This is a genomic window from Pseudidiomarina marina (assembly GCF_003987045.1).
Taxonomy (GTDB): domain Bacteria; phylum Pseudomonadota; class Gammaproteobacteria; order Enterobacterales; family Alteromonadaceae; genus Pseudidiomarina; species Pseudidiomarina marina.
On record NZ_PIPZ01000010.1, the window covers coordinates 1 to 630 of the forward strand.

A 630-nucleotide genomic window follows, 5' to 3' on the forward strand; every position below is an offset into this window, starting at 1 on the left:
AGCATACATCAGTATGTGAGTGGCTTTCCAACGCAGCATAACGTTGAAGTGGTGGAGCCAAGCGGGATCGAACCGCTGACCTCCTGCGTGCAAGGCAGGCGCTCTCCCAGCTGAGCTATGGCCCCGTGCGTGGCTTGCTCACTACACCTTTGCCTGCGTTATGCTCCTCTCTCAGTCAGTTACATACCGTCGAGGTATGCGCCTTCCTTCGTTCGTCGCATGCCTTGGCAAAGCTGCATTGAGCTGCGCTTTGAGTTCGCTGACGCCCGCTTCGCGTGGCGACCTGAACATCAAAACAACACCTCTAAGGGTAATTTGAAGGAGAGCAAGGCGGGAAGCTGTGAAGCATACTTGTCGTATGCGAACGGCTTTCCAACGCGGCTATCATTCAAATTTGGTGGGTCTGAGTAGACTTGAACTACCGACCTCACCCTTATCAGGGGTGCGCTCTAACCAGCTGAGCTACAGACCCAGTATCCGCTAAATCTGCAACTCCGCTTCGCTCGGTACGACCTCACCCGCTTATGCAGGGCAGGTGCACTCTATCGAGCTGAGCTACAGACCCAGTTTCTATCCGTTACATCTACCAAACCAGGCAATCTGTGTGAGCACTTAACTTCTTCAAGGCTT

The 630-nt window shown here is 53.7% G+C and carries 2 tRNA genes; both read right to left on the reverse strand.

The features are described from left to right. Nucleotides 1–49: 49 nt before the first annotated feature. Nucleotides 50–125, reverse strand: a tRNA-Ala gene (locus CWI76_RS11590). 270 nt (nucleotides 126–395) lie between these two features. Beyond that, nucleotides 396–472: transfer RNA gene (locus CWI76_RS11595), tRNA-Ile, on the reverse strand. Nucleotides 473–630 lie beyond the last annotated feature (158 nt).